Annotated in this window: 20 protein-coding genes, 1 pseudogene and 1 riboswitch; of the genes and pseudogenes, 16 read left to right on the top strand and 5 right to left on the bottom strand. The window is 65.6% G+C overall.

Annotated elements, in window-relative coordinates:
• Positions 1–283 precede the first annotated feature (283 nt).
• Positions 284–655 (top strand): TraR/DksA family transcriptional regulator, encoded by a 372-nt coding sequence (locus KYG_RS18530; protein ID WP_008906465.1) that lies wholly within the window; start codon positions 284–286, stop codon positions 653–655.
• A 95-nt stretch (positions 656–750) separates the two neighbouring features.
• The gene (locus KYG_RS18525) at positions 751–1,164 is read left to right on the top strand and encodes a VOC family protein (protein WP_008906464.1); all 414 of its coding nucleotides are present in this window, start codon (positions 751–753) and stop codon (positions 1,162–1,164) included.
• Positions 1,165–1,318: 154 nt separating this feature from the next.
• Here KYG_RS18525 and KYG_RS18520 read toward each other — a convergent pair whose 3' ends face one another.
• Complete coding sequence (locus tag KYG_RS18520) at positions 1,319–1,864, bottom strand: Rrf2 family transcriptional regulator (protein WP_008906463.1); 546 nt, start codon at positions 1,862–1,864, stop codon at positions 1,319–1,321.
• Positions 1,865–2,013: 149 nt separating this feature from the next.
• On the opposite strand from KYG_RS18520, the gene nhaR reads away from it, so the two are divergent.
• Positions 2,014–2,910: a transcriptional activator NhaR gene (gene nhaR, locus KYG_RS18515; protein WP_008906462.1), complete on the top strand. Its 897-nt coding sequence runs from the start codon at positions 2,014–2,016 to the stop codon at positions 2,908–2,910.
• A gap of 512 nt (positions 2,911–3,422) precedes the next feature.
• Here nhaR and KYG_RS23985 read toward each other — a convergent pair.
• The 3 genes and pseudogenes from KYG_RS23985 to KYG_RS18500 form a co-directional block, all read right to left on the bottom strand.
• Positions 3,423–3,608 (bottom strand): annotated as a pseudogene (locus tag KYG_RS23985) (FAD binding domain-containing protein); the annotation flags it as partial.
• On the bottom strand, positions 3,605–4,243 hold the full coding sequence (gene paoA / locus KYG_RS18505) for an aldehyde dehydrogenase iron-sulfur subunit PaoA (protein WP_008906460.1): 639 nt from the start codon (positions 4,241–4,243) through the stop codon (positions 3,605–3,607). The pseudogene KYG_RS23985 and the gene paoA, both read right to left, overlap by 4 nt.
• Before the next feature lie 94 nt (positions 4,244–4,337).
• Entirely contained in the window at positions 4,338–5,387 is a 1,050-nt protein-coding gene (locus KYG_RS18500; RefSeq protein ID WP_008906459.1) for an alpha/beta hydrolase, read from the bottom strand.
• Positions 5,388–5,571: 184 nt separating this feature from the next.
• Between KYG_RS18500 and KYG_RS18495 the strand changes: the two genes are divergently transcribed.
• A complete protein-coding gene (locus tag KYG_RS18495) occupies positions 5,572–6,492 on the top strand; it encodes an AraC family transcriptional regulator (protein WP_008906458.1) in 921 nt (306 codons plus the stop codon).
• Between the two features lie 169 nt (positions 6,493–6,661).
• Here KYG_RS18495 and KYG_RS18490 read toward each other — a convergent pair whose 3' ends face one another.
• Positions 6,662–7,285 (bottom strand): tyrosine-type recombinase/integrase, encoded by a 624-nt coding sequence (locus KYG_RS18490; RefSeq protein ID WP_008906457.1) that lies wholly within the window; start codon positions 7,283–7,285, stop codon positions 6,662–6,664.
• Between the two features lie 275 nt (positions 7,286–7,560).
• A riboswitch (cobalamin riboswitch) is annotated at positions 7,561–7,802 on the top strand.
• 229 nt (positions 7,803–8,031) lie between these two features.
• Here KYG_RS18490 and KYG_RS18480 point away from each other — a divergent pair.
• From KYG_RS18480 to cobA, 12 genes are read left to right on the top strand one after another with little or no spacing between them, the layout of a single operon-like run.
• Positions 8,032–8,709 (top strand): energy-coupling factor ABC transporter permease, encoded by a 678-nt coding sequence (locus KYG_RS18480; RefSeq protein WP_008906455.1) that lies wholly within the window; start codon positions 8,032–8,034, stop codon positions 8,707–8,709.
• A 13-nt stretch (positions 8,710–8,722) separates the two neighbouring features.
• Positions 8,723–9,505, top strand: a complete 783-nt coding sequence (gene cobM / locus KYG_RS18475) for a precorrin-4 C(11)-methyltransferase (RefSeq protein ID WP_008906454.1) — start codon at positions 8,723–8,725, stop codon at positions 9,503–9,505.
• On the top strand, positions 9,502–10,392 hold the full coding sequence (locus tag KYG_RS18470; protein WP_008906453.1) for a sirohydrochlorin chelatase: 891 nt from the start codon (positions 9,502–9,504) through the stop codon (positions 10,390–10,392). Before cobM ends, KYG_RS18470 begins: the two co-directional genes overlap by 4 nt.
• Entirely contained in the window at positions 10,389–11,069 is a 681-nt protein-coding gene (locus KYG_RS18465; RefSeq protein WP_008906452.1) for a precorrin-8X methylmutase, read from the top strand. Before KYG_RS18470 ends, KYG_RS18465 begins: the two co-directional genes overlap by 4 nt.
• Positions 11,070–12,269, top strand: a complete 1,200-nt coding sequence (locus KYG_RS18460) for a cobalt-precorrin-5B (C(1))-methyltransferase (RefSeq protein WP_008906451.1) — start codon at positions 11,070–11,072, stop codon at positions 12,267–12,269.
• Positions 12,266–13,621 carry a bifunctional cobalt-precorrin-7 (C(5))-methyltransferase/cobalt-precorrin-6B (C(15))-methyltransferase gene (locus KYG_RS18455; RefSeq protein ID WP_008906450.1) on the top strand — a complete coding sequence of 452 codons (1,356 nt, stop codon included), beginning with the start codon at positions 12,266–12,268 and terminating at the stop codon, positions 13,619–13,621. Before KYG_RS18460 ends, KYG_RS18455 begins: the two co-directional genes overlap by 4 nt.
• Complete coding sequence (gene cobI, locus KYG_RS18450; RefSeq protein WP_008906449.1) at positions 13,614–14,432, top strand: precorrin-2 C(20)-methyltransferase; 819 nt, start codon at positions 13,614–13,616, stop codon at positions 14,430–14,432. The genes KYG_RS18455 and cobI overlap by 8 nt, the downstream gene beginning before the upstream one ends.
• The gene (locus tag KYG_RS18445; RefSeq protein ID WP_008906448.1) at positions 14,429–15,208 is read left to right on the top strand and encodes a cobalamin biosynthesis central domain-containing protein; all 780 of its coding nucleotides are present in this window, start codon (positions 14,429–14,431) and stop codon (positions 15,206–15,208) included. The genes cobI and KYG_RS18445 overlap by 4 nt, the downstream gene beginning before the upstream one ends.
• A complete protein-coding gene (bluB, locus tag KYG_RS18440) occupies positions 15,205–16,329 on the top strand; it encodes a 5,6-dimethylbenzimidazole synthase (protein ID WP_008906447.1) in 1,125 nt (374 codons plus the stop codon). The genes KYG_RS18445 and bluB overlap by 4 nt, the downstream gene beginning before the upstream one ends.
• Positions 16,330–16,372: 43 nt before the next feature.
• Positions 16,373–17,392 (top strand): precorrin-3B C(17)-methyltransferase, encoded by a 1,020-nt coding sequence (gene cobJ / locus KYG_RS18435; protein WP_008906446.1) that lies wholly within the window; start codon positions 16,373–16,375, stop codon positions 17,390–17,392.
• Positions 17,389–17,739: a ferredoxin gene (locus tag KYG_RS18430; protein WP_008906445.1), complete on the top strand. Its 351-nt coding sequence runs from the start codon at positions 17,389–17,391 to the stop codon at positions 17,737–17,739. The genes cobJ and KYG_RS18430 overlap by 4 nt, the downstream gene beginning before the upstream one ends.
• Entirely contained in the window at positions 17,729–18,475 is a 747-nt protein-coding gene (gene cobA, locus KYG_RS18425; RefSeq protein ID WP_008906444.1) for a uroporphyrinogen-III C-methyltransferase, read from the top strand. The genes KYG_RS18430 and cobA overlap by 11 nt, the downstream gene beginning before the upstream one ends.
• Positions 18,476–19,316 lie beyond the last annotated feature (841 nt).

The following is a 19,316-nucleotide window of genomic DNA, read 5'->3' as shown; positions in this document are numbered from 1 at the left end:
TTAAGGATGTCCTGCATAACCCTCGCGAGGCGGTGGTAGTGCGGATCGGGATGGGGCGCAAGGCGTCTATTGGCAACCAATAGCCGGGCTATTGGCCAGAAGAGCAACGCAGCGAACCGCCCGAGGCCGCGCTATCACCGACCGCAGGGAGTTATGCAGGTCATCCTTCAGCCTCCTTGCGCCCTTCGGTTCAGGGACAAGGGGGTGGCCTTGACCTTCATCAAACCGGGTGGGCCAATGCAGGCGCACCATGCGCGTATTCGCCACGATGAGGAGCCATTGCATGGACAAGACCCAAGCCGCCCCCTTCCGCCAGCAACTGCTGGCCCAGCAATCAGCGCTGCTGGCCCAGCTGGCCGCACAACGCGGTGGCGTCATCGGGCGGGCAGAAGCCGCCGCCGAGCACTTCGGCCGTCCCGAAGACCCGCGTGCACAGGTGGCCTCAGAGCGGGCACTGGAATTCGCCCTGGATGAACGCGAAACCGCCCACCTCGCGGCGATTGACGCGGCCCTGGCTCGCATCGAAGCTGGTACCTACGGCGAGTGCACGGACTGCGGCACACACATCACTGCAGCGCGCCTGCACGCGACGCCTGAGGCGGCACGCTGCGTGCATTGCCAGGAAAAGGCCGAGCAGCATCACCGGCCGGCCTGAGCGACACCGCGGCTCGCAGGCGCTGACCGCTGCCACGCCGGGCCCGTTTCGGGCCAAGGCATGGCGCAAGGCGCACGGCTGCTATCCTGTGCGGCATGCGCAGTCTCTTTCACCTTGCCTTTCACGTGACCGACCTCGATGCGGCGCGTCGCTTTTATGGCGACGTGCTTGGATGCCAGGAAGGTCGAAGTACGGACACCTGGGTCGACTTCGATTTTTTCGGACACCAGATTTCCCTGCACCTGGGCGCCCCCTTTGCAAGCGCCCGCACGGGCCACGTAGGTGATCATCTGGTGCCCATGCCGCATTTCGGCGCCATTCTGGAGCTGCCCGATTGGCATCGGCTGGCGGACCGCTTGAAAGCAGCGGGTACCGACTTTGTATTGGCACCCCAGGTGCGCTTTGAAGGTCAGCCCGGAGAGCAGTGGACGATGTTCTTCCACGACCCGAGTGGCAACCCCATAGAAATCAAGGGTTTTCGTTCGCTGGATGCTGTGTACGCATCCTGAGCCGGCGGTTCGATGGCGTCGGGGTATCGACCCCTGCGCCATAGAAACACGCAGTTCTTGCACACCATCCCGTGGCACGCGCGACCGCACAGGTAGCCGCTCGGTAAGGCCGGGCGGCGGCACCCCATTTCAGGCGCGCGCCACTCGGCAGGCCTCAACGTCGCTGGAGGACCGGGATCGAACCCAGTGCGAACACCGAGTTGGGCACCCCCACCCGTGCCATCAGCGGCCGGGGCTTGGCACTCAGCTTTGCACGGGGAGCCGCCGGCGCCAGATCTTCGGCCACCACGCCTTTGGCATGCTGTTGGGCGACGAGGTCCTTCAGCGTTACCGACTGCAAGTAGTCCATCACCCGGGCATTGAATGTGGACCAGAGCTCGCCTGTCATGGATTTGACCTGGGCGGCCTGCCCGGCTGCCAGGCTCTGCATGTCATCGGACTTGAGGTTCTCAACCGCCAGGATGATCTCGGCCACCGAGATCTGGTCGGTGTTGCGGGCCAGCGTATAGCCGCCGCCAGGGCCACGGGTGCTATCGACAAGCCCTGCACGGCGCAAGGCGCTGAACAGCTGTTCCAGATACGACAGCGACGTTCCCTGCCGCGCACTGATGGTCGACAGCGCCACCGGGCGCATCTTCTGGCGCAACGCCAGGTCAGTCATGGCCGATACCGCAAGTTGTCCTCGGGTGGTGATCCGCATCGTTGCTACTCCTTGTGAAGATTGACATTGCCAGCCCGCCGCAAGAACAACGACGGATTGGGGCCGAGCGTTCAATGTACGGGGTTTGACACTTCGCGTATATTCGTTTTATCCGCTCAGATCATTCCGTTTTTTCGAAGTAAAACACCATGAACTTCAAACATCTCCGGTATTTTTGGACGGTTGCGAAGGCGGGCGGAGTCATGCGTGCTGGAGAGCAACTGCATACGACTCCCCAAACCCTGTCCGGGCAAATCAAGCAACTGGAGGAATGGCTCGGACACGACCTCTTTCGCAAGCGCGGACGAGGCCTGGAGCTCACCACCGAAGGCCGCGTCGCCCTTGGCTATGCCGAACAGATATTTGCGCTGGGTGACGAGCTGGAGAAATCCATTCGACTCTCCCGCGGCCAGACCAAGCCGCTCGAATTTCGCGTGGGAGTTGCCGACTCGATCGCCAAATCGGTGGCCTACCACCTGCTCGAACCGGCGTTAGGAATGCCCGAGCAGGTCCACATGACCTGCCAGGAAGGCAAGTTTCCCGAACTGATCGCTCAACTGAGCCTGCACAAGCTCGACCTGGTGCTAGCGGACGAACCCGTGTCCAAAAAAATCGGTGTCAAAGCCTTCAACCACCCGCTCGGTACCAGCGGAATGAGCTTTTTATGCGCCCCCGGACTGAAATCGCAGCTTGTGGGACAGTTCCCCAAGTGCCTACAGGGGGCCCCCATGCTCATCCAGGGTCCGATGTCCTCCGTCCGACAGCAGCTCGATCATTGGCTCAACAGACACCACCTGCAACCAAGGGTCGTGGGCGAGTTTGACGACAGCGCCTTGATGAATGCGTTTGGGCGCGAGGGCCGGGGGGTCTTCACATCTCCCACCGTCCTGGATGAAGAAACCACCGCACAGTTTGGTGTCGAGGTGATAGGACGCACCACCGAGCTGGTCGAGGAGTTTTTCGCCATTTCAGTGGAGCGGCGTATCACGCATCCCTGTGTAGCGGCCATTACCAAAGCGGCCAAAGCCGACCTCTTTCGGAAGTGACATCGACCCGGTGTGACGGCACACTCTTCGAAATCGATCGTGATCAACTAAATCTGCCAAGGCACAAGTCGGGCACAGGATGGGCACAACTTGGGCACAAACAAAAACGCCCACTAGATAGTGGGCGTTTGCTTTCAGCGGAAACCGCCTACATGTTGGTTGCGCGAGAACTTTGGGTTTCAAGGCAATGGTGAGTCACATGGTTCAGCAAGGCTATCTGGACACTGATAACGGTTTGATCCGCGTTGGCCCAGAGACGGAGCGTGAGTTCGGTAGAGGCCATTACCGTGATCTGCTGGCATCCTTCAGTGGCGCACAGCTCTTGACGGGGCGATGCGGCAGCGCGGAGGTCGGGTATATCGATCCTACAGTGCTAACCGGCGAGGACCCTCAACGGTTACTACTATTGGCAGGACGGAGTTGGCTGGTGAAGGAAGTCGAATGGGCGAAAGAAGTCGTTTGGCTGGAGCCTGCCAAAGAGGGTGGTAAAGCCAGATGGATGGGAGGGGCGCAGTGGACTCGATCTTGTCCAGTGCGAGCCCATTGACATCGACCAGGTGCGATGGCACCTCGATCTCCAGCTTCATCAGATCGAGCAGGTTGGTACCGCCTGCAATGAACTTGGCTCCTGGCTGGCGTGCGACTGCTGCAGCGGCCTGGGCCGTGGTTGTGACACGCTCGTAGGTGAAAGCCTTCATGCTTGGCTCCCTGCGACTTCGGTCATTGCATCGACGATGTTCGAATATGCACCGCAACGGCAGATATTGCCGCTCATGCGTTCGCGCATTTCCGCTGGCGAGAGCAAGGGGCGCGCTGTCAGGTCCTCGCTCACATGGCTAGGAATTCCTTGTTTTATCTCATCGATCACCGCCACTGCCGAGCATATTTGCCCAGGGGTGCAGTACCCACATTGATACCCATCGTGCTTCACAAAAGCCGTCTGCATGGGATGCATCCGCTGAGGTGTGCCCAGGCCCTCGATGGTGGTCACCCTGGAGCCCTCATGCATGACCGCCAAGGTCAGGCAGGAATTGATGCGCCTGCCGTTCACCAAGACTGTGCATGCGCCACACTGGCCATGATCGCAACCCTTCTTCGTGCCCGTCAGATGGAGATGCTCCCGCAAAGTGTCTAGCAAGGTAGTGCGGGTATCCAACTCCAAAGTCTTGGATTCGCCATTCACGCTCATCGTGACCCGCGTGAGAGGGGCAGTCGCTGTCGACTGTTTGGCTGGCGCTGCAGCTGCTGCGCTGGGCACCACGCCGCTTGCGGTAACGGCGCCCGCCAACAGGGTATCGCGCCGCGTCATCAGAAAAGGGCTAGTGTGATCCATGTCGGTCCTTTTGTTCATCGTGGGTGAAGGGCCATCTTGTGGCCGTACTTGCCTGTCGATGCCCGCTTCCTGGCAGGACTAGGGAAGGTTGGAATTACAGCGTGCGAGTAAAAAATGGGGACAGCTGGGACATCGCGATGCTGACCCCTTCGCCGTCATAAAGGTCCATGTGGGTAGCGCCCTTCACAATGAAAAGCTCCTTCGGGCCAGCGGCTTTTGCATGCAATTCTTGGCTGTGCCAGAGGGAACCGGCCTCGCTGCCGGCGATGGCCAGCACAGGTTGGGTCAGCAGATCGAGACGGTCAAAACCCGTGAAGGAGGCGAGTGCGGAGAGGCTCGTCATGAGCATTTTGTTGGGTGCGTTCGGGTGCTGACCGCGCGAAGTGAGGTAGTAGTCAGCGGCCTCTTGCAGGTCACGAGGCGCGGTTTTGTCCCCTACTTTCGGCACGTAGTTGACGTAGGCGGGCGCGGCGCCTGCAGCCTCGGCACTGCGCTGCTTGGCAACAGAATCGAGCATGGCAATCTGGTCTGCTTGAGGCGCTTTGCCGTCCCAGCCCTTGCGGGTGGCGGCGCCAACGTCCACCGCGCTCACTGTCGCGATGGACTTGATGCGGCGCTCCATGGATGCCGCCTTCACGGCAGTTCCGCTACCCGCGCAGATGCCGAGAGCGCCAATCCGGCTTGCGTCAACGTAGCGCAGCGCGGTCAGGTAATCAACGGCGCTGTAGATGTCGGCCACTCGGCGCATTGGATCGTCCAGCAGGCGGGGCATGCCACCGCTTGCACCTTGGTGGGACGCGTCGAACGCTAGGGCCACAAAACCTTGTTCTGCAAGCTTGCGGGCGTACAGGCCAGCGGTCTGCTCCTTCACCCCACCACCAGGATGCACACTGATGATGGCAGGGTACTTTGCGGACTCACTGAAATTTTTGGGCAGATACAAGTGACCTGCCATGTCAATTCCGTTGTTTTTGAAAGTGACGGGCAGCATCCGGGCATCGCCTACCGCGGCGCCCAGGATGGGCGCATTCGCAGCCAATGCCAATTCAGGAAGGAACATCGCAGCGGCGACGGCGGAGCTACCAAAGAGTGCCTGGCGGCGGCTGAGATTGCTCGGAGCGGAGGCAGTTGTCTTGTCATTCATAGCACGAATCCTTGAAGTGGTTGGGCGGCGGCACGGTGTGGATTGATTGTTGCGGCGTGCTGTCTAAAGTCGTTGCCCAAGCTGGCGGACCTGTTGCACAAAATGACGAGACTGGATCCATGGTCTTCGCGGATTGCAGGAGCGGCACTACAGTTCGATCATCGAATTGCGCCAGGAAATCTCAATGCAACCTTCTGTTTCTTTGCCGGTGCCAGCGATTCCGGCAATCGCTCGGCTCGCTCAAGCGATTGCCTCGGTTGCCCAATCCGATGGCGACTACTTCACTGCCATTCCATCGCTGTCACTGCATAGGAGAAAGGGTCCCACCGAACCACTGCATTGCATCTTCAACCTGGGTTTGGGCGTAGTGGCGCAGGGCCACAAGCAGGCCCTGGTGGGAGCCGAAGTCGTCGCGTACGGCCCGGGCAAATCCATGCTCACGACCATTGATTTGCCGGTGATCTCGCACGTCACACACGCCAGCGCGCAGGAACCTCTTTTAGGGATGATGCTGACTCTGGACAAGCAGACGGTTGTGGAAATGGCTGCCGAGATGGAGTTGCCGACGCCTGGTCGATCAAGCGTGTTTCGGCCCATCGGCGTGGAGCACCTGGACGATCACCTCATCGGGGATCTCATCAGAATGATCGAACTGCTGCAGCAGCCAGCACTTGTAGCTCCGCTTGCCCCGCTCATTCGGCGAGAGATCATCGCGCGGTTGCTTGTTGGGCCCCACGGGCCCCAGTTGCAGCACATGGTTGCCGATGGATCGCCGAGTCAACAGATTTCAAAGACTGTGAGCTGGCTCAAGCAGAACTTCGCGCACGCGGTGCAGGTCGATGACTTGGCAGCCAGCGTGCACATGAGTCCATCGACCTTCCGGCACCACTTCAAGGCAATAACAGGTACGAGCCCGCTGCAGTATCAGAAGCAACTTAGGCTGCAGGAAGCGCGGCAGCTTATGCTGAATCAGGGCATGGATGCAGCCGGAGCCGGAGGGCTGGTCGGTTACGAAAGCGCCTCGCAGTTCAGCCGTGAATACAACAGGCTATTCGGCGCACCGCCCCAGCAGGACGTCAGGCGGTTACGGCTCACAGAAAGGTAACTCACGTGGGTGCTTCTGCACGCGACATCAAAAGGACCGCTCTTGGCCGAATTCTGCCCTACGGCAAAGGGCGCTGGCGTACCCGGAGTGCCATTCGTGGTCCCACAGTTCACGGTGAACTTGGCCCAGAGCTTAGCCGCCCCCGATGAGCCTTCTGCGCGTTCCCCGCTCAAATCTCGGTCTGTTCGGATAGCTCAAGAGCGTCGTCGACCTCAATGCCAAGGTAGCGGACGGTTGACTCGATTTTTGAGTGGCCCAGGAGTAGCTGGACTGCACGTAGGTTCTTCGTTCTGCGGTAAATGAGCGTAGCCTTGGTGCGCCTCATGGAGTGCGTTCCGTACTCTGCTGGATCCAAGCCGAGCTGCAACACCCAGCGCTCAAGAATTCGGGCGTACTGACGCGTCCCTAGATGCGGCGACTTGTGAAGTCGGCTCGGAAAGATAAAGTCTTCTGATTTCAGCTTGGCGGTCTTGATCCATTGCTGAAGCGCTTCACGAGTGGTCGCCGTCAGCTCGAACTGGACGGGGTGATGAGTTTTGCGCTGCATGACCGTTGCTCGTGAAGCGACTTGGTCACCATGGCAAACATCGCGGACTCTGAGGGCGACCAGGTCGCACCCACGTAGCTTGCTGTCGATTCCCAGATTGAAAAGCGCAAGTTCGCGGACCCGGTGCTCCATCTGTAGGCGCACGCGCAGCGCCCAGATGTCCTTGGGCTTGAAGGGCGCTTTCTGACCAACGATCTTGCCCTTGTTCCAGGGCTCGCGATGAACGACGGCTGCAACGGGTTCCATGATGGTCTCCCATCGAGTGGGCGGACAAAGACGATGCGCCTTCTAGATGCCGCTGTCCACAATTGACCACGGTAGCTGTGTCAGTTCTTACATCGCAGAAACATCCCCGGTAATTTTCTTCACTGTCTGCTCTTGATCGCAGCAGTCGTACAACGGCTGCGTGTTGAGCGACTGCAGCCAGCCTATACGAGCCTCTCGCCTGTGCTCCATGCTCCGATGCACGAGCTCTAGGATTGCAACGTTGCCGCTCAAACGCTCCGAGCAATTTTTGGGGGTATAGAATAAAAGCTGTTGGTGCTCGCGATGCTGTTCAGGCATCGCAGTTCAACGGGAAGCAGGAGGGCGAGTCCCACACGGACGAACCTAACCTGCGCTGCCCCCGCAACGGTAAGCAGACGGGTGGTCCAAGGCATTGCCAAGGCCCCCATTTCTCAAAATTTCGCCACTGGGTCACACCGGGAAGGCTTTGAGAAACGTTCTGTCAGCCCGGATACCGGCCAACAAGGAGGCTGCGCCCCAAGCGCAGCCGCATTACCCAAACACCGTCGGGGAAGGCGGTGAGGGGTCTTCGCCGGTGTTCTCATGTCATCCCTTCGCATTGCTTTGCGAGTCTGTGCCAGCGCCTGCGCGTGCGCTCGCCGGGGGCTGTCCGTTCGCCGACGGAACCTGTCCTCACCTCTCCCTTGGGTCTTTGCCGACTTTTTAACCGCGTTGTGTCCAACGCATCCAACCCAAGGAGTCACTTCATGCACATCGAACCAGGTCTGGTGGACGGGGCCAAGCTCGCCCTGAGCTACACCACGGCGGCCGCCTGCATCGGCTACACGGCCAAGCTGTCCGCGGACGCGATCAGAAAGGACGGCGCAGCGGCCCTGCTGTTACGGGCCGCGCTGGCCACGGCGCTGGTGTTCTGCTTTTTCGAGGTGCTGCCGCACCACCCGGTGGGCGTGTCCGAGGTGCACCTGATCCTGGGCACCACGCTGATGCTGCTGTTCGGCGCGGCACCCGCGGCCATCGGGCTGGCGGGTGGGTTGCTGATCCAGGGCCTGTTCTTTGCACCCTTCGACCTGCCGCAGTACGGTATGAACGTGACCACGCTGCTGGTGCCGCTGTTCGCCACCGCGGCGCTGGCTCGCCGCGTGATTCCCGACCAGATGGCCTATGTGGATCTGCGCTACGGCCAGGCCCTGAAGCTGTCGCTGGCCTACCAGGGCGGCATCGTGCTGTGGGTGGGTTTCTGGGCGCTCTACGGGCGTGGCCTGGGCGCCGAGAACCTGGTGAGCATCGGCAGCTTCGGCGCCGCCTACATGAGCGTGGTGCTGGCCGAGCCGCTGATCGATCTGGCCGTGCTCGCACTGGCCAAGACGCTGCGTGGCCTGCAGGGCAGCGCGGTGGTGGATCGCCGTCTGCACCAGGCCGCCTGACCGGGGGCACACCATGGGCCTCGGAACGGTCTGGTTTGTGGGGGCGGGTCCGGGCGACCCGGACCTGGTCACGGTCAAGGGGCGCGACCTGATCGCGCGCGCCGGGGCCATCCTGTTCGCCGGTTCGCTGGTGAACGAGGCGGCCACCCGCTGGGCACCGCCGGGTTGCCTGATCGCGGACAGCAAGGACATGACGCTGGAGCAGATGTCGGCCTGGCTGATCGCAAACGCGGCGCGCTGCGACACCGTGGTGCGCCTGCAAACCGGCGACCCGGCCCTCTACGGCACGCTCATCGAACTGGTGCAGCCGCTGGACGCCGCGGGCGTGCCGGTGGCGGTGGTGCCGGGCGTGTCTTCGGCCATGGCCTCGGCGGCGGCGGCGGTCGAGAGTTTCACCTTGCCCGAGGTCACGCAGACCACCATCTTCACGCGGGTGGAAGGCCGCACGCCCATGCCCGACGGCGAGGACCTCGCCGCGCTGGCGGCGCACCGCACGACCTTGTGCATCTTTCTGTCCATCACGCTGCTGCACAAGGTGGAAGCCGGCCTGCGCGCCGCCGGCTGGTCCGACGACGCGCCGGTGCTCGTGGTGCACAAGGCCAGCTGGCCCGGCGAAGAGCGCATCGTGCGCGGCACGCTGGCCACCATCAAACAACAGTGCCGCGACGCTGGCATCGTCAGCCAGGCCATGGTGATCGCCAGCCCCACGCTGGGCGCGCGCCACTGGCCCGAGCTGACCCGGTCCCGGCTCTACGACCCGGGCTTCACACACCGCTTCAGGAAAGCCACGACATGAATCACACCACGATCCTGCTGGTGGGCCACGGCTCGCGCGAGGACACCGGCAACCAGGAAATCCGCGTCTTCGTCGACCAGTGGCGCGCGCGCCAGCCGGCCTGGCGCATCGAGGTCTGCTTCATCGAATTTGCCGCGCCCTCGCTGCACGATGGCCTGCTGGCCGCGGCGCGGTCGTCGCGCCGCGTGCTGGTGCTGCCACTGATCCTGAATGCCGCCGGTCACGCCAAGATGGAGATTCCCGAGGCCATCGAGCACGCCCGCGAGCACGCACCCGGCGTCGAGTTCCTCTACGGCCCGCACCTGAGCGCCTGCGACCCCATCCTCGCCATCCTCAAGCGCCGCCTGCGCCAGGCCATGGCCACGCTGGACATGCCCGACCCCACCACCACCGGCGTGGTGCTGCTGGGCCGGGGCTCGTCCGACCGTGGCGCCAACGGCGACATGGCCAAGATGGCGCGCTGGCTGCAGGAAGAAAGCGACCACGAGCTGGTGGACCTGGCCTTCACCGGCATCACCTTTCCGCGGCTGGAGCGCGTGGTGCAGCGGCAGGTGCTGATCGGCCTGCGCCAAGTGGTGGTGCTGCCCTACTACCTCTACACCGGCACGCTGATGCAGCGCATCCACCGCCAGGTGGACCACCTGCGGGCGCAGTACCCGCAGATCCGCTTTGCCTGCGGCACGCACTTCGGGTTCGAGAAAGAAATCTTCGAACTGGTGGAGCAGCGCGTGCACGACCTGCTGGCCGGTGTGCCCGACAGCAAGCTGCCCTGCGACGGCTGCAGCTACCGCGAGCTCGCACACGACATGGGCCATGGGCACTCCCACGAGCACACGCACGCCCCGGTGCACGTGCACAGCCATGCGCACGAGGGTGCTGCCGCATGAGCACGGTCAACACCGTCACCGAGCAGCTCACCGCCGCCGGCCAGGCCATCGAGCACGACAGCTTCGCCATCATCGACGCCGAGGCCGGGCGGCACGCCTACTCGGCCGAGCAGTGGCCGATCGTGCGCCGCATGATCCACGCCAACGCCGACTTCGAGTTCAACGGCCTGACCGACTTCCACCCCGGCGCGGTGCGTGCGGGCGTGGCCGCGATGCTGCGCGGAGGCACCCCCGTGGTGGCCGATGTGGAGATGATCTGTTCGGGCCTGTCGCGGCCGCGCCTGGCGCACTTCGGCATGTCCACGCACCAGTTCATCAGCGACGCCGACGTGATTGCGCAGGCGCAGGCGCAGAACACCACCCGCGCCGTGCAGGCCATGCGCAAGGCACACCGCCTGGGCCTGCTGCAGGGCGCCGTCGTCGGCATCGGCAACGCGCCCACCGCGCTGATCGAACTCGTGCGGCTGATCATGGAGGACGGCGTGCGCCCGGCCCTGGTGGTGGGCATGCCGGTGGGTTTCGTGTCGGCCGTAGAGTCGAAAGACCTGATGGCGCAGATCGCCGACGTGCCCTGGATCGTCATCCGCGGCCGCAAGGGCGGCTCCACCCTGGTGGTCGCCGCCCTGCACGCGCTGCTGGCGCTGGCCGAGGCACAGCAACGCGCCGAGGGCGCCTGAATGGAAAGCACCACCCCGCGCGGTACACGAACCGGCTTCACCACCGGCGCCTGCGCGGCCGCGGCCGCCCGGGCCGCGGCGCAGGGGCTGGAAACCGGGCAGGTGCCCGACGCCATGGAGAGCCTGCTGCCCAACGGCCAGCGGGTGCGTTTTGACGTGCACGACAGGCGCTGCGATGCGCACAGCGCCCACGCCATGGTGGTGAAGTTCGCGGGCGACGACCCGGACTGCACCGACGGCGCGCACCTCACGGTGGACCTGCGCCTGCTGCCCGGCAAGGCAGGTGAGATCGCGTTCGTGGCCGGCGACGGCGTGGGCACGGTGACGCTGCCTGGCCTCGGGCTGGCGGTGGGCGGTCCGGCCATCAATCCGGTGCCGCGCCAGAACATCGCCGACAACCTGCGCGAGGCCGCGCCGAGGCTACTCACACAGCACGGGCTGGAGGTCACCGTGAGCGTGCCCGGCGGCCAGGAGATGGCGAAGAAGACCACCAACGCGCGGCTGGGCATCCTGGGCGGCATCAGCATCCTGGGCACCACCGGCATCGTCAAACCCTATTCCACCGCCGCCTGGCGGGCCAGCGTGGTGCAGGGCATCCAGGTGGCGGCCACGCTGGACCACGGTGTGGTGGCGCTGACCACCGGCGGCCGCACCGAGACATTTGCTATGCAGACGCTGCGTGCGGAACGCCCTGGCCTGCCCGCCGCCTGCTTCGTGCAGATGGGCGACTTCCTGCGCTACGCGTTGGATGAGGTGGTGGCCCAGGGCCTGCCCGAGGTGGTGCTGGGCGTGATGGTGGGCAAGCTGACCAAGATCGCCCAGGGCGAGACCATCACCCACGCCAACCGCAACGTGGTGGACACCGACCTGGTCGCCGAGATCGCCCGGCAGATCGGCGCCACGGACGAAGACTGCGCCGCCATCGCCGCCGCCGAGACCGCGCGCTTCGGCGCCGAGCTGATGGTCGAACGCGGCCTGGGCCCGGCCTTTCACCAGGCGCTCGCACAGCGCGCCATCGACACACTCACCGCGCCCGAGCGCTACGGCCACGCGTTTGCGCTGCGCGTGCTGGTGTGCGACTTCAGCGGCAAGCTGGTGGCCGACGTGCGCTCGGCCCCCGTCGAGGCGCGCCCCCGCCCCGCCACCGCCGGCCGCACCGGCATCGGCCACACCCACCACTTCGACTTCGACACCGAATGAACGACCTGCCCTCCCACGATCCCAACCGCTGCCGCGTCATCGGCGTGCTCGACGACGGCGTGGCCAGCCTCGGCGCCACCGCGCTGGCCCACCTGCGCACGGCCGACGTGGTGATTGGCGGCGCGCGCACGCTGGCGCTGTTCCGCCACGCACTCAAGCCCGGCACCCTCACCCACGACCTGACAGGACAATTGAAGGCCGTGCCCGGCTGGGTGCGCGCCGCACGCGAGGCCCACCAGTCCTGCGTGGTGCTGGCCACCGGCGACCCGCTGTGCCACGGCATCGCACCCTACCTTGCCCAGCACCTGTGCCTGGACGCGCTGGAGATCCTGCCCAACCTCTCGACCCTGCAACTGGCCTGTGCCCGCGTGGGCCTGGCCTGGCAGGACGCACGCATCGTCTCCGTGCACGCCGCCGACGCAGGCGAGTGGCAGCGCGGTGCCCCACCCTCGCACGGCCTGTACGCGCTGGCCCAGGCCCTGCGCGCCGAGCAGCGCCTGCTGCTGCTGACCAGCCCGGCCAACTGCCCCGACCGCATCGCCCGCCTGCTGCTGGCCGAAGGTCTGGGCAGCGACTTCCACATGGCCGTGGCTGAAGACCTGCTGCAGCCCGACGAACAGGTGCATGCGCAGCTCAGTCCCACCGAGGCGGCCAGCATGCGCTTTGCCGAGCTGAACGTGGTGCTGCTGTGGCGCACCCGGCCGCGACCGCAACCGGTGCGCTTCGGCCTGGCCGACAGCGCCTTCGAGCAGCGCCAGCCCGAGAAAGGCCTGATCACCAAGCAGGAGGTGCGCGCCGTCAGCCTGGCGCGGCTGCAGCTGCACGCCGACAGCGTGGTCTGGGACATCGGCGCCGGCAGCGGTTCGGTGGGCCTGGAGGCCGCCCGCCTGTGCCCGCAGGGCCATGTGTTCGCCATCGAGAAGAACGAGGCCGACCACGCCATCGCCCGGCGCAACCATGCAGCTTTCGGCGTCAGCAACTACACGCTGCAGCACGGCAAGGCGCCCGAGGGCCTGGAGGACTGGCCCGACCCCGACGCAGTGTTCATCGGTGGCTCGGGCGGCGAGCTGGCCGGACTGATCGAGCAGGTGTTGCGGCGCCTGCGGCCCGGCGGCCGGCTGGTGATGAACTTCGTGACACTGGAGAACCTGGCCACCGCCACCCAGGCCCTGCAGCAGCTGAACGCCGACTGGGACGTGCTGCAGCTGCAGGCGGCGCGCAGCCGCCCCATCCTGCACATGCACCGCATGGCGGCCGAGAACCCGGTGTGGCTGGTGTGCGCCGGCGTGGGCCCCATGGGCCACGGCGAACACGGGCCGGTGGTGGCGGCCGAGGAGACGGCGCATGGCTGACGTCACGCCTTCAACCACCCCGCGCATGGGCACCCTGCACGGCATCTCGCTGGGCCCGGGCGACCCCGGCCTGATCACCCGCGCGGCCTGGGCCGCGCTGGAGTGCCGCGACGCCATCTGGGTCTACCCGGTGCGCAGTGGCAAGACGCCCAGCTATGCGCTGGACATCGTGATGCGCGCCGGGCTGCCGTTGCCCGAAACGCACACGCCGCTGCTGTTTCCCATGACCCACGACGGCGAGAAGCTGGCGCGCGCCTGGCTGAAGGCCGCGCAGACCGTGCTGCCCTGGCTGCAGGCCGGGCGCGAGGTGCTGTTCCTGGTCGAGGGCGATGCCTCCACCTACGCCACCTTCGGCCACCTCGCGCGCACCCTGCGCGGGCTGGACGAGCGGGTGCCGGTGCGCACCATCGCAGGAGTCAATTCGTTCACCGCGGCCTGTGCGGATGTGGGCGAACCGTTCGCCGAGCAGGACGACACAGTGGCCATCGTGCCGGCGGCCTACGGCGTGGGCGCGGTCGACCGGCTGCTGCCCGACTTCGACACCCTGGTGCTGATGAAGATCAAGCCGCTGATCGAGGACCTGCTGGACTGGCTGGAGGCGCGCGACCTGCTGGCCGGCGCGCATTTCGTGGAGCGTGTGGGCGCGCTGGACGAGCGCCGGCTGTCCGGCCCCGAACTGCTCACGCTGCGCGGCAGCAAGGTCAGCTACCTCTCGCTGCTGATCGTGAAGAACCCTCATCGCGTGCGCGGCGAGCGCATCAAGGGCTGCCTGAAAAAGAGCGGCCCACCGCCACTGGAGACCACCCCATGAACCCGGACATCACCGCCCCTCCCCGCGTCTGCCTGGTCGCCATCACGAAACACGGCTCTGCCCAGGCGGCCACGCTGGCGCGGCAGCTGCCTCAGGCGTCGCTCTGTGTCGCGGCCAAGTTTGCAGAAGCCACAAGGGGCCTGTCCAACCCGGTGCAGGCGTACGAAGGCGCGTTCAAGGACCAGATCGGGTCGCTCTTCCAGGCCTTCGACCAGATCGTGTTCTTCGTCTCACTGGGTGCGGTGGTGCGGCTGATCGCACCCCACCTGAAGAGCAAGGACGAGGACCCCGGCGTGCTGGTGGTGGATGACGCCGGCCAGTTCGTCATTCCCGTGCTCTCGGGCCACGTGGGCGGCGCCAACGCCATGGCCGAGACCGTGGCCGCGCTGCTGGGCGCCACGGCGGTGCTCACCACCGCGTCGGACGTGGGCAAGACCATCCCGGTCGACATCCTGGGCCGTGAGCTGGGCTGGCAGGTTGAGGCGCCCAAACTCAACATCACCCGCGTCTCGGCCGCGGTGGTCAACGAGGAACCGGTGGCCGTGGTGCAGGAGGCCGGCAGCCCGCACTGGTGGACCCGCCCCACCCCGCTGCCGCCGAACATCCACCGCCACACGCGCCTGGAGGATGTGGATCTGGCCCGCTACCGCGCGGTGCTGTGGATCACCCACCGCCCGGTGGACGACACGCTCTGGCAGACGCTGCACGAGCGGCTGGTGGTGTACCGCCCGCCGCTGCCGGCCGGCAACGACGCCACCACCGAGGCCGCGGCATGAAGGTGGCCCTGGGCATCGGCTGCGACCGCGGCACGCCCCTGGCTACGCTGGCGCGAGCGGTCGACGAAGCCCTGGCCGTGGCCGGCCTTCAGCGCGGACAGGTGACCGGCGTGGGCAGCATCACGCTCAAGGCCGACGAACCCGCGCTGCTGGCGCTGGCCGCGCAGGCCGGCTGGCCGCTGCACTTCTACCCCGCCACCCAGCTGGCCGAGGTGGAGGTGCCCCACCCGTCCGAAACCGTGCGCCGCCACACCGGCACCCCTTCGGTCTCCGAAGCCGCGGCGCTGCTGGCCGCGGGCACCACCGAGGCCTCCGCCCTGTGCGTCGAGAAGCACCGGCTGCGCGGCGGCGACGGGCGCAACGCCACGGTGTCGGTGGCGCGGGTGATGCCGCGCACAGCCATCCCGCCCTGTGTCGCCAACCCCGATCCGGCGCGCCGTTTCACAGCCAGCGAACGCGAAGCCGTGCAGGCGCTGATGCAGGTGCGGCGCGACATGCGCCACTTCACTGCCGGTGCGCAGGTCGCCGAAGACGTGCGGGCCCGCCTGCAATCGGCGCTGCTCGCCGCGCCGTCCGTGGGCCTGATGCAGCCGCTGCGGGTGTTGCGCATCACCGACCCTGTATTGCGCGACCGGCTGGCCGCTGCCGTGGACCAGGAGCGCATGCGCACCGCGCAGGCCCTGGGCCCCCGTGCGGCTGAGTTCCTGGCACTGAGGGTGGAAGGGGTGCGCGAGTGCGCCGAACTGTGGGCGCTGGTGCTGGCGCCAGACGACGGCACGCTGTTCGGTCGCCGCACGCTGGCGAGCGAAATGGCGTGGTGCTCGGCGGGCGCCGCCGTGCAAAACCTCTGGCTGGCCGCGCGCGCCGAACACCTGGGTCTCGGATGGGTGTCGCTGTTCGAACCCGGCGACCTGCACACGCTGCTGGCGCTGCCCGCGGGCGCCGTGCCGCTGGGCCTGTTGTGCATCGGTCCGGTGGATCGCTTCTACGAAACACCCCTGCTCATCCAGCAACAGTGGCGCCAGGCGCGTCCGGTGCCGGCCCTGTTCACCGAGAACAACTGGGCCCCGTCCTGGAACACCGACACCAGCGCCACCACCGAACAACCGCTGCACAGCTGACCGCGGCCTTGCCATTGAACCCCCGCCCGTCCCAAGGAACGACATGACCACAGACACCCCCGTCACTGCCCCGCGCAACGCGGGCACCACCGGCCGCATCAGCCTGGTGGGCATCGGCCCCGGCCATACCGACCACATGACCGCCCGCGCGCGCGCCGCCATCGCCGAGGCCGACGTGGTGGTTGGCTACGTCACCTACATCAAGCTGGTGGCCGACCTGCTGGACGGCAAGGAAGTCGTGCGCAAGGGCATGACCGAAGAGCTGGACCGCGCCGTGCACGCGCTGGCCGCGGCCCGCGCCGGCAAGAAGGTGGCGCTGATCTCGTCGGGCGACGCCGGCGTCTACGGCATGGCCGGCCCGACCTACGAGGTGCTGTTCCAGGCCGGCTGGACGCCGGAGGACCATGTGGCGGTGGAGATCGTGCCCGGCGCGTCGGCCATCAACGCCTGCGCGGCCCTGGTCGGCGCGCCGCTGACGCACGACTTCTGCTCCATCTCGCTGTCCGACCTGCTGACGCCCTGGCCGGTGATCGCCCGGCGCCTGGACGCCGCCGCCGCGGCCGACTTCGTGGTGGCGCTTTACAACCCAAAGAGCGGGCGCCGCACGCGCCAGATCGTCGAGGCGCAGCGCCTGTTCCTGCGCCACCGCCGGGCGGACACGCCGGTGGCGATCGTCAAGAGCGCTTACCGGCGCCGCCAGCACATCGTGCACACCACCCTGGACCAGATGGCCGAACAGGAGATCGGCATGCTCAGCACCGTGCTGATCGGCAACAGCAGCACCTTCCTGCGCGAGGGGCTGATGGTCACCCCGCGCGGTTACGCCAACAAATACGACGTGGACCAGGGCTTCGAGACCCGCGAAGGCGAGAAGGCCGGCCGCTCGCTCTCCAGTGGCCTGCTGGGCTGGATCGAGGGGCTGCGGGCCGAGCACGCAGCCGGCGCGGGACTGGTCGAACTCGCCAGCCGACACCGCCTGCCCGCCGACTACATCGCACAGGTGCTGGCGGCGCCCGATGCACACGCACCGGCCGAGGCCGGCACAGAGGAGACCGAGGCATGAGCAGCACAGAAAAACCCCGCATCGGCGACTACCGCCGGCACCTGCTGGTCTGCACCGGCACGCGCTGCACGCAGGACGGCGCGGCGCAGGTGCTGTTCGACAGCCTGGGCGAGAAGTTCAAGGCCGCCGGGCTGAACGAAGGCGCGCTTCGCGTCAAGCGCAGCCGCGTGAGCTGTTTTGCTGCCTGCAAGGGCGGCCCCATCCTGTGCGTGCAGCCCGACGGCACCTGGTACCACGGCGTGACCCCCGACAACATGGACCGCATCATCGGGCAGCACCTGGTGGGCGGACAGGTAGTCGCCGATCTGGTGTTCCACCAGGGACCGGGGGTCATCGATGGTGAGTGAGACGCCGGCTGCGGGCTCGGTCTGCATCGTTGGCGCCGGGCCGGGACCGGCCGACCTGATGACGCTGCGCGCGCTGAACCGGCTGAAACAGGCCCAAGTGGTGGTGCACGATCGGCTGATCGCCGAGGATGTGCTGGCGCTGATCCCGGCCGCCGCCCGGCGTGTGTACGTGGGCAAGGCGCTGGGACACCACGCGGTCCCGCAGGAAGAGATTCATGACCTGCTGGTGGGGCATGCGCGCCAGGGCCTGCGCGTCGTTCGCCTCAAAGGTGGTGACCCCTATGTGTTCGGACGTGGTGGCGAGGAAGTGCTGGCGCTGCAGGCGGCCGGCATTGCATTCGAGGTGGTGCCCGGTGTGACAGCCGCCAGCGGCTGCTCCGCCGCGGCTGGCATTCCGCTGACTCACCGCCACCTTGCAGCCAGCTGCGTGTTTCTGCCCGGCCATCTGGCGGACGACCAGGCCAGTCACGACTGGCAAGCCCTGGCGGGTGCGGGGCAGACCCGGGTGTTCTACATGGGCGTTCAGCGTCTGGCGCAGATTGCCCAGGCCTTGATCGCCCACGGGCTGCCGCCCGACACACCCGCGGCCATCGTCCAGGACGGTGCCCGACCCACACAGTCCGTTCTGGCCCACCCATTGCGCCGCTTGGTCGAGATCGCTCCCCCCTACGGTCCTCGACCGGGCTTGCTGATCATTGGCGAAACGGTGCGACTGAGCCCGTCATTTGAAGAATGATGCGAGTGTCTGAGTCGACGGCAAGGGCGCTGACTCTCCTTGGAGCTGATCGCTGCTGCCTGGCGCAGCAGACAATTTGGGGATTCGGACACATTTCCGGCAGCCAACGCTAGTGTTGCACTGCTTCTCGAAGTTAGCGGTGTCCCGTGCGTCCCCTACTCAGTGCTTGTCCTGCAGGAGGACCCGGCGTTCGATCCGCAATCGGTTCAGCGTCAGCTGTGTGTGTATCAGCGATCATTGAGTCGTACACCGAAGGTGACGGCAGTCAGCCTAAACCTGCCCAATGGTCGCATGGAACCAATCGATCAAACTGATAGGCTACGAATGGCTACAGCAAGGCTATGGTTGGGCTACAAACAAAAACGCCCACTAAGAAGTGGGCGTTTACTGTTAGCGAGAACCGCTATTTAATTGGTTGCGCGAGAACTTTGGGTTATGAGGCGACAAACCGTGCGAGTAGGTCGTTCGGTTTCAATCGTGCCATTGCGTGTTCTTCCTCTATAAATGGGAATGTCAGGCGTGACACGGCGCATCGACTAACCCCTCGCAGCCTCGAAGACTGTCACATTGCGCCTCATAGGGCGCGTCACTGGCACCAGCAAGAACCCGACCTTTGGGCAGCCACTCAAGCCTTCTCGCCGTCGCCGATTTAAGCGGAGCACGTCCCGTTTTTCTTTACCTGCCTGTTCCTTGAAGCTCACGCTGCTCGCAGCGGAATTCAGGCGCTAGAGATTAATCCTCCCCCCAAACGGCGTAAAAAGACATTGATCGACGCCTAGATAGGGCAGTTCCGTCGAAATGTGCCAAATTCGGGCGCATTTCGACACCCATTTTGAAGGGG

Source organism: Acidovorax sp. NO-1, assembly GCF_000238595.1.
GTDB lineage: Bacteria > Pseudomonadota > Gammaproteobacteria > Burkholderiales > Burkholderiaceae_C > Acidovorax.
This window is presented reverse-complemented; position numbering and strand designations above follow the sequence as displayed.

Bases quoted from the DNA above. Each gene is read 5' to 3' on its own strand.
- KYG_RS18460 (WP_008906451.1), top strand. From the start codon at position 11,070: ATGGAAAGCACCACCCCGCGCGGTACACGAACCGGCTTCACCACCGGC.
- bluB (WP_008906447.1), top strand. From the start codon at position 15,205: ATGAAGGTGGCCCTGGGCATCGGCTGCGACCGCGGCACGCCCCTGGCT.
- KYG_RS18455 (WP_008906450.1), top strand. From the start codon at position 12,266: ATGAACGACCTGCCCTCCCACGATCCCAACCGCTGCCGCGTCATCGGC.
- KYG_RS18490 (WP_008906457.1), bottom strand. From the start codon at position 7,285: ATGGAACCCGTTGCAGCCGTCGTTCATCGCGAGCCCTGGAACAAGGGC.
- nhaR (WP_008906462.1), top strand. From the start codon at position 2,014: ATGAACTTCAAACATCTCCGGTATTTTTGGACGGTTGCGAAGGCGGGC.
- cobI (WP_008906449.1), top strand. From the start codon at position 13,614: ATGGCTGACGTCACGCCTTCAACCACCCCGCGCATGGGCACCCTGCAC.
- KYG_RS18500 (WP_008906459.1), bottom strand. From the start codon at position 5,387: ATGAATGACAAGACAACTGCCTCCGCTCCGAGCAATCTCAGCCGCCGC.
- KYG_RS18430 (WP_008906445.1), top strand. From the start codon at position 17,389: ATGAGCAGCACAGAAAAACCCCGCATCGGCGACTACCGCCGGCACCTG.
- KYG_RS18525 (WP_008906464.1), top strand. From the start codon at position 751: ATGCGCAGTCTCTTTCACCTTGCCTTTCACGTGACCGACCTCGATGCG.
- cobJ (WP_008906446.1), top strand. From the start codon at position 16,373: ATGACCACAGACACCCCCGTCACTGCCCCGCGCAACGCGGGCACCACC.
- KYG_RS18530 (WP_008906465.1), top strand. From the start codon at position 284: ATGGACAAGACCCAAGCCGCCCCCTTCCGCCAGCAACTGCTGGCCCAG.
- KYG_RS18465 (WP_008906452.1), top strand. From the start codon at position 10,389: ATGAGCACGGTCAACACCGTCACCGAGCAGCTCACCGCCGCCGGCCAG.
- cobM (WP_008906454.1), top strand. From the start codon at position 8,723: ATGGGCCTCGGAACGGTCTGGTTTGTGGGGGCGGGTCCGGGCGACCCG.
- cobA (WP_008906444.1), top strand. From the start codon at position 17,729: ATGGTGAGTGAGACGCCGGCTGCGGGCTCGGTCTGCATCGTTGGCGCC.
- KYG_RS18480 (WP_008906455.1), top strand. From the start codon at position 8,032: ATGCACATCGAACCAGGTCTGGTGGACGGGGCCAAGCTCGCCCTGAGC.
- KYG_RS18445 (WP_008906448.1), top strand. From the start codon at position 14,429: ATGAACCCGGACATCACCGCCCCTCCCCGCGTCTGCCTGGTCGCCATC.
- KYG_RS18495 (WP_008906458.1), top strand. From the start codon at position 5,572: ATGCAACCTTCTGTTTCTTTGCCGGTGCCAGCGATTCCGGCAATCGCT.
- KYG_RS18520 (WP_008906463.1), bottom strand. From the start codon at position 1,864: ATGCGGATCACCACCCGAGGACAACTTGCGGTATCGGCCATGACTGAC.
- KYG_RS18470 (WP_008906453.1), top strand. From the start codon at position 9,502: ATGAATCACACCACGATCCTGCTGGTGGGCCACGGCTCGCGCGAGGAC.
- paoA (WP_008906460.1), bottom strand. From the start codon at position 4,243: ATGGATCACACTAGCCCTTTTCTGATGACGCGGCGCGATACCCTGTTG.